The organism is Streptomyces sp. adm13(2018) (assembly GCF_008042145.1).
GTDB lineage: Bacteria > Actinomycetota > Actinomycetes > Streptomycetales > Streptomycetaceae > Streptomyces.
This window is the reverse complement of the sequence record NZ_RDBH01000141.1, coordinates 74,256-81,268: the sequence shown is the minus strand read 5'-3', so window position 1 is coordinate 81,268 and position 7,013 is coordinate 74,256. Positions and strand designations below refer to the sequence as shown.

The following is a 7,013-nucleotide window of genomic DNA, read 5'->3' as shown; positions in this document are numbered from 1 at the left end:
GCAACCGGGTCAGCCCCTCCCGCAGCAGTACGGAATCCTCCGCGATGGCCTCCCACCTCCCCGCCGCGATCCGCGCGCCGTTCGAGGGCCGCACGTGGCGTGCGCTGCTCCACGTGCTGATCGGGCTGCCGCTGAGCGTCTGCTGGTTCGCGCTCTCCGTCGCCCTCGTCTCGGCCGGAGCCGGGCTGCTCGTCACCTTCCTCGGCATACCGCAACCGGGTCAGCCCCTCCCGCAGCAGTACGGAATCCTCCGCGATGGCCTCCCACCTCCCCGCCGCGATCCGCGCGCCGTTCGAGGGCCGCACGTGGCGTGCGCTGCTCCACGTGCTGATCGGGCTGCCGCTGAGCGTCTGCTGGTTCGCGCTCTCCGTCGCCCTCGTCTCGGCCGGAGCCGGGCTGCTCGTCACCTTCCTCGGCATACCGATCCTGGCCGGGGCGCTCGCCATGTGCCGGGGCTTCGGCTTCGTCGAGCGGGCCCGGACGCGGACCCTGCTGGGCGTCGACGTGGGCGCGCCCGAACCGGTGCGGGGCCGTACCGGCGGCGCCTTCTCCTGGATGAGCGCCGTGCTGAGGAGCGGCTCGTCCTGGCGGCACCTGCTCTACGCGCTCGTGCACATGCCGTGGGCGATCGTCTCCTTCTCCGTGACCGTGGCCTTCTGGGGCTGGGGCTGGGGCCTCTTCACGTACCCGCTGTGGAAGTGGACCTTCCCCGCGTACGTCGGGCAGGACGGCATCCAGCTGTACGGCGACGGGACCCACAACCTCTACCTCGACTCCCCCTTCGAGGTCGCCGTCACCAGCCTGATCGGGCTGCTCTTCGTGATGGCGGGCCCCTGGCTGCTGCGCGGGTTCGTCACGGTCGACCGGCTCCTGGTCTCCGGGCTCCTCGGGCCCTCCCGGCTGGCCTCGCGCGTCACCGAGCTGGAGTCGGACCGGGGCGTGGTCGTCGACACCGCCTCGGCGGACCTGCGGCGCATCGAGCGCGAGCTGCACGACGGGGCGCAGGCCCGGCTCGCCGCGCTCGCCATGGACCTCGGGCTCGCCAAGGAGAAGCTGGCCCAGGATCCGCGGGCGGCGGCGGTGCTCGTCGACGAGGCCCACGGCGAGGTGAAGCTCGCCCTCCAGGAGCTGCGGGACCTCGCGCGGGGCATCCACCCGGCCGTCCTCACCGACCGGGGCCTGGACGCGGCGCTGTCGGCGGTGGCCTCGCGCTGCGCGGTCCCGGTGTCGGTGGACGTGGACCTGCCGGCGCGGCCGGTGGCGGCGATCGAGGGCATCGCGTACTTCACCGTCTCCGAGCTGCTGCGGAACGTCACGGCGCACGCGCGGGCGCGGCGGGCCTGGGTGGACGTGTGGCGGGCGGGCGGGCGGCTGATGCTTCAGGTGCGGGACGACGGTGCCGGCGGGGCGCACGTGGTGACCGGGCGGAGCCTGGCGTCGCTCTCGGACCGGGTGGGTGCGGTCGACGGCGTGCTCGCGGTGGACTCGCCGGAGGGCGGGCCCACGACGGTGACGGTGGAACTGCCCTGGCGGTCGTGACGCCGCCGTGGCGGGGGCCGGCGCCCCGGGGTCCTCGGGCCCCGGGGCCATTCGTGTGCGCGGAGGGCACGGAGCCGCCCGGTCGCGTACGCGGATCCCCGGGGCCCGGACCCTCCCCCGCCGCCGGGCCCCGCGCCCAGGAGGTGACAGGCCTCCCGCCGCGAAGGGGCACAACGCGAGGCGATCCTGCGATGCTGGCCGAGTCACAGGACGTACTCGGTCGACGAGACATGGGGGCTGTTGGGCGTGGGTGTGGATCAAGGGGTCGGGCGCGTGCGGGTGGTCATCGCGGAGGATTCCGTACTGCTGCGGGAGGGGCTGACCCGGTTGCTCACCGACCTCGGGCACGAGGTGGTCGCCGGTGTGGGGGACGGTGAGGCGCTCGTCGAGACCGTGGCCGGGCTGGCCGCGGAGGGCGCGCTGCCCGATGTCGTCGTCGCCGACGTGCGGATGCCGCCGACGCACACGGACGAGGGGGTCCGGGCGGCCGTGCGGCTGCGGAAGGAGCATCCGCGACTCGGCGTGCTCGTGCTGTCGCAGTACGTGGAGGAGCAGTACGCCACCGAACTCCTGGCCGGTTCCAGCCGGGGCGTCGGCTATCTGCTGAAGGACCGGGTCGCCGACGTCAGGGAGTTCGTGGACGCCGTGGTGCGGGTGGCCGGCGGCGGCACCGCGCTCGACCCGGAGGTCGTGCAGCAGCTGCTGGGCCGGAGCCGTCAGCAGGACGTGCTCGCGAACCTGACGCCGCGCGAGCGGGAGGTCCTGGGCCTGATGGCGGAGGGGCGGACGAACTCGGCCGTCGCGAAGGCACTGGTCGTGAGCGACGGCGCGGTGGAGAAGCACATCAGCAACATCTTCCTGAAGCTGGGACTCTCACCGAGTGACGGCGATCACCGACGGGTACTGGCGGTGTTGACGTATCTGAAATCCTGATCATCTGACACCCTGTCAGATGGCGGAAAGCAGTCGGCCGGACCCGCGCACCGCGGACGGCCGACGACAACCCCCGAACGACCCCCCGGACGATCCCCCGGGCGGCCCCTTGGGCGCCCGGACGGCTCCCCAGGGGGCCTGGAACCAGAGAATGAGGCGGAATCCGGCTTTCCGGAACACTCCGGGTGGCGACAGAACGTGACAATTCAGGGCAAGAGGGCGTCTCAAAAAGAGGTCCGAGATGCGAGAAGTCCCGGGAGGGCCCGCCCTGCCGTCGTAGGGTGGGCCTGGGGACGGACGGTGATCGGCCGACCGCGCCCCGAGCCTTCTCCCGCCTCCGGCGGAGAGTCCCCTTGCCGCGAGGGAGGTCCAGTTCAGTGACCAGCCAGGTCAGTAGCGAGGCCGGTGAGGCCCTGCTCGGGGAGCAGCGCAGTGCCCCGGCGAAGCCGCACCACGGCACCGAGAAGGAAGTGCGCCGACTCGACCGGGTGATCATCCGCTTCGCGGGTGACTCCGGAGACGGCATGCAGCTGACGGGTGACCGCTTCACCTCGGAGACGGCGTCCTTCGGGAACGACCTCTCCACGCTGCCGAACTTCCCGGCCGAGATCCGGGCACCCGCCGGAACCCTGCCGGGTGTCTCGTCCTTCCAGCTGCACTTCGCCGACCACGACATCCTGACCCCGGGCGACGCCCCGAACGTGCTGGTCGCGATGAACCCCGCCGCCCTGCGGGCCAACATCGGGGACGTGCCGCACGGGGGCGAGATCATCGTCAACACCGACGAGTTCGCGAAGCGCGCCATGGCCAAGGTCGGCTACACGACCTCGCCCCTGGAGGACGGTTCGCTGGACGGCTACCGGGTCCACCCGGTGCCGCTGACCACGCTGACCGTCGAGGCGCTCAAGGACTTCGGCCTGTCCAGGAAGGAGGCCGAGCGCTCCAAGAACATGTTCGCGCTCGGGCTGCTCTCCTGGATGTACCACCGGCCGACCGAGGGCACCGAGACCTTCCTGCGGCAGAAGTTCGCGAAGAAGCCGCAGATCGCCGAGGCGAACGTCGCCGCGTTCCGGGCCGGCTGGAACTTCGGGGAGACCACCGAGGACTTCGCCGTCTCCTACGAGATCGCCCCCGCGACCCGGGCCTTCCCCACCGGCACCTACCGGAACATCTCGGGGAACCTGGCCCTCTCGTACGGCCTGGTCGCCGCCGCGCGCCAGGCGGACCTGCCGCTCTACCTGGGCTCGTACCCCATCACCCCGGCCTCGGACATCCTGCACGAGCTCAGCAGGCACAAGAACTTCGGTGTCCGCACCTTCCAGGCCGAGGACGAGATCGCCGGCATCGGCGCGGCCCTGGGGGCGGCGTTCGGCGGCGCGCTCGGCGTCACGACCACGTCCGGCCCCGGCGTGGCGCTCAAGTCCGAGACGATCGGCCTCGCGGTCTCCCTGGAGCTGCCGCTGCTGATCGTCGACATCCAGCGGGGCGGCCCGTCCACCGGCCTCCCCACCAAGACCGAGCAGGCCGACCTGCTCCAGGCGATGTACGGCCGCAACGGCGAGGCCCCGGTCCCGATCGTCGCCCCGATGACGCCGGCCGACTGCTTCGACGCGGCGATCGAGGCGGCCCGGATCGCCCTCGCGTACCGCACGCCGGTCTTCCTGCTCTCCGACGGCTACCTGGCCAACGGCTCGGAGCCCTGGCGGATCCCGGACGTCGACGAACTCCCCGACCTCCGTACGCGGTTCTCCACCGGCCCCAACCACGAGCTGGCCGACGGCACCGAGGTCTTCTGGCCGTACAAGCGCGACCCCGAGACCCTGGCCCGCCCCTGGGCCGTGCCCGGCACCCCCGGCCTCGAACACCGCATCGGCGGCATCGAGAAGCAGGACGGCACCGGGAACATCTCGTACGACCCCGCCAACCACGAGTTCATGGTCCGCACCCGGCAGGCCAAGGTCGACGGCATCGACGTCCCCGACATCGAGGTCGACGACCCGGACGGCGCCCGGACCCTGGTCCTCGGCTGGGGCTCCACCTACGGGCCGATCACGGCCGCGGTCCGCCGCATCCGCCGCGAGGACGGGCACATCGCCCAGGCCCACCTGCGGCACCTCAACCCCTTCCCGAAGAACCTCGGCGAGGTCCTGAAGCGGTACGAGAAGGTCGTCGTGCCCGAGATGAACCTCGGGCAGCTCGCCACCCTCGTCCGGGCGAGGTACCTCGTCGACGCCCGCAGCCACACCCAGGTCAACGGCATGCCGTTCAAGGCCGAGCAGCTCGCCGCCGCCCTCAAGGAGGCCATCGATGAGTGAGCCCACGGAGACGCTGCTGAACCTGGTGCCCAAGGCCGAGGCGCAGCAGTCCATGAAGGACTTCAAGTCCGACCAGGAGGTGCGGTGGTGCCCCGGCTGCGGTGATTACGCGGTCCTGGCCGCCGTCCAGGGCTTCATGCCCGAGCTGGGCCTGGCGAAGGAGAACATCGTCTTCGTCTCCGGCATCGGCTGCTCCTCCCGCTTCCCGTACTACATGAACACGTACGGGATGCACTCGATCCACGGCCGCGCCCCGGCCATCGCCACCGGTCTCGCCACCTCCCGCCGCGACCTGTCCGTCTGGGTCGTCACGGGCGACGGCGACGCCCTCTCCATCGGCGGCAACCACCTCATCCACGCCCTCCGGCGGAACGTCAACCTCAAGATCCTGCTCTTCAACAACCGGATCTACGGGCTGACCAAGGGCCAGTACTCGCCCACCTCCGAGCTGGGCAAGATCACCAAGTCGACCCCGATGGGCTCCCTGGACTCCCCGTTCAACCCGGTGTCGCTCGCCCTCGGCGCGGAGGCCTCCTTCGTCGCCCGTACCGTCGACTCCGACCGCAAGCACCTCACCGAGGTCCTGCGGCAGGCCGCCGACCACAACGGCACGGCGCTCGTCGAGATCTACCAGAACTGCAACATCTTCAACGACGGCGCCTTCGAGGTCCTCAAGGACAAGGACCTGGCCCAGGAGGCGGTCATCCGCCTCGAACACGGGCAGCCGATCCGCTTCGGCACCGACCTCGCCAAGGGCGTCGTCCGCGACCCGGCCACCGGCGACCTCCAGGTCGTCACGGTCACCCCGGAGAACGCGTCACGGATCCTGGTCCACGACGCGCACGCCACCACCCCCACCACGGCCTTCGCGCTGTCCCGCCTCGCGGACCCGGACACCCTCCACCAGACCCCCATCGGGGTGCTCCGGTCGGTGGAGCGGCCGGTGTACGACACCCTGATGGCGGACCAGCTGGAGACGGCCCTGGAACGGCACGGCAAGGGCGACCTGAGCCAGCTCCTCGCGGGCAACGACACCTGGACGGTCGTCGGCTAGGCCGCCGGCACGTGAGAGGGCCCGGTCCGCACCCGCGGACCGGGCCCTCTCACGTCCCCTTGCGCGCCGCCTCGTCGAAGGGGCCCAGGAAGCGGGGCGCCCCCTCCTTCACCTGCCACAGGTACAGGCCGAGCAGCGCGGTGGGCGTGTCCTTGTTCGCCTGCGCCGAGTACGTCTTCACCAGCCCCTGGTACGGCGTCTGCGCCAGGCTGTTCCGGACGCCCGAGGCCACCGACCCGGCGTGGTTGGCGGCCGCCGCGCGCGTCGCCTGGAAGACCCAGTGGGCGAGGTCGTAGGCCTCCGTGGCGAACCGGTCGACGGGGGCCGTGCCGCCGAGTCCCCAGCGCTTCCGGTACGCGGCGGCGAACCGCTTCGCCTTCGGGAGCCCGTCGGGGTCGGCGTAGCCCGTGCCGAAGTACCAGCCTTCGGCGGCCGCTCCGGCGGCGGTGAGGAACTCCGGCCGGAGCACGTGCTCGACAGTGCCGCGCGGCCCCCGGTACCCCTGGTCGCGCAGCGCCCTGGCGCACAGCGCGGCCCGGCGCGGTGACGAGCCCACGTACATCACGCCCTGCGGGCCGGTCGCGAGCGCGGCCCGCACGGCGGGGCCGAAGTCCTCGTCGTCCCTCTCGACCCCGTGGACGGTCACGGTCCCGCCCTGGTCCCCCGACGGCGGGTACCGCTCCAGGTTCCTGGCGGCGAACCAGCTGTACTCGCCCGCGTCCCGGTCCTCGACCACCGCGGTCCGCCTGGCCCCGTGAGCGGTGAGGTAGCGGCTGAAGGGCACCGTCATCATGTCGTGGACGCTGCGTGGCTGGAAGTAGGTGGTCCTGGTCTCCTGGCCCCTCATCTGCCCCGCCGGGACGTCGGCGACCACGCTCGCCAGCGGCACCCCGCGCACGGTCAGTTCGTCGCCCGCCGCGACGGCGGTCGGCATGAGCGTCGGCCCCAGGACCCCGACCAGACCGGGGACCTTCGCGAGGGCGAGGGCCGCGGCCCTGGCCCGCTCGGGCTCGCCGCCGTCGTCCTCGACTCGCAGGCGCAGGTCGAAGGGGCGGTCGGCGCGGGCGTTGAACTCCTCCACGGCCAGCCGGATCCCGCGCTCCTGCCCCCGGCCGTCCGTCCTGCTGGGGCCGCTGAGATCCGTGAGGACACCGATCGTGTACGCGTCGCGG

At 72.2% G+C, this 7,013-nt stretch carries 6 protein-coding genes; 4 read left to right on the top strand and 2 right to left on the bottom strand.

Features of this window, described 5'->3' with window-relative positions:
• Nucleotides 1-196: hypothetical protein (locus tag EAO70_RS40480; protein ID WP_222723491.1), on the bottom strand; the 196-nt coding region annotated here is incomplete at its 3' end.
• 59 nt (nucleotides 197-255) lie between these two features.
• Here EAO70_RS40480 and EAO70_RS28270 point away from each other — a divergent pair.
• The 4 genes from EAO70_RS28270 (at nucleotide 256) to EAO70_RS28255 (ending at nucleotide 5,841) form a co-directional block, all read left to right on the top strand.
• A complete protein-coding gene (locus tag EAO70_RS28270) occupies nucleotides 256-1,539 on the top strand; it encodes a sensor histidine kinase (RefSeq protein WP_148005729.1) in 1,284 nt (427 codons plus the stop codon).
• A gap of 273 nt (nucleotides 1,540-1,812) precedes the next feature.
• Entirely contained in the window at nucleotides 1,813-2,472 is a 660-nt protein-coding gene (locus EAO70_RS28265; protein ID WP_148005728.1) for a response regulator transcription factor, read from the top strand.
• A 377-nt stretch (nucleotides 2,473-2,849) separates the two neighbouring features.
• Complete coding sequence (locus EAO70_RS28260) at nucleotides 2,850-4,787, top strand: 2-oxoacid:acceptor oxidoreductase subunit alpha (protein WP_148005727.1); 1,938 nt, start codon at nucleotides 2,850-2,852, stop codon at nucleotides 4,785-4,787.
• Nucleotides 4,780-5,841 (top strand): 2-oxoacid:ferredoxin oxidoreductase subunit beta, encoded by a 1,062-nt coding sequence (locus tag EAO70_RS28255; protein ID WP_148005726.1) that lies wholly within the window; start codon nucleotides 4,780-4,782, stop codon nucleotides 5,839-5,841. Before EAO70_RS28260 ends, EAO70_RS28255 begins: the two co-directional genes overlap by 8 nt.
• 49 nt (nucleotides 5,842-5,890) lie before the next feature.
• Here the strand turns inward: EAO70_RS28255 and EAO70_RS28250 are convergent.
• The coding region (locus EAO70_RS28250) for an ABC transporter substrate-binding protein (protein WP_148006556.1) at nucleotides 5,891-7,013 on the bottom strand (1,123 nt) is incomplete at its 5' end.

What these genes read in the sequence shown, in the direction of transcription:
- EAO70_RS28270 (WP_148005729.1), top strand. Translation starts at nt 256, where the DNA reads ATGGCCTCCCACCTCCCCGCCGCGATCCGCGCGCCGTTCGAGGGCCGC.
- EAO70_RS28255 (WP_148005726.1), top strand. Translation starts at nt 4,780, where the DNA reads ATGAGTGAGCCCACGGAGACGCTGCTGAACCTGGTGCCCAAGGCCGAG.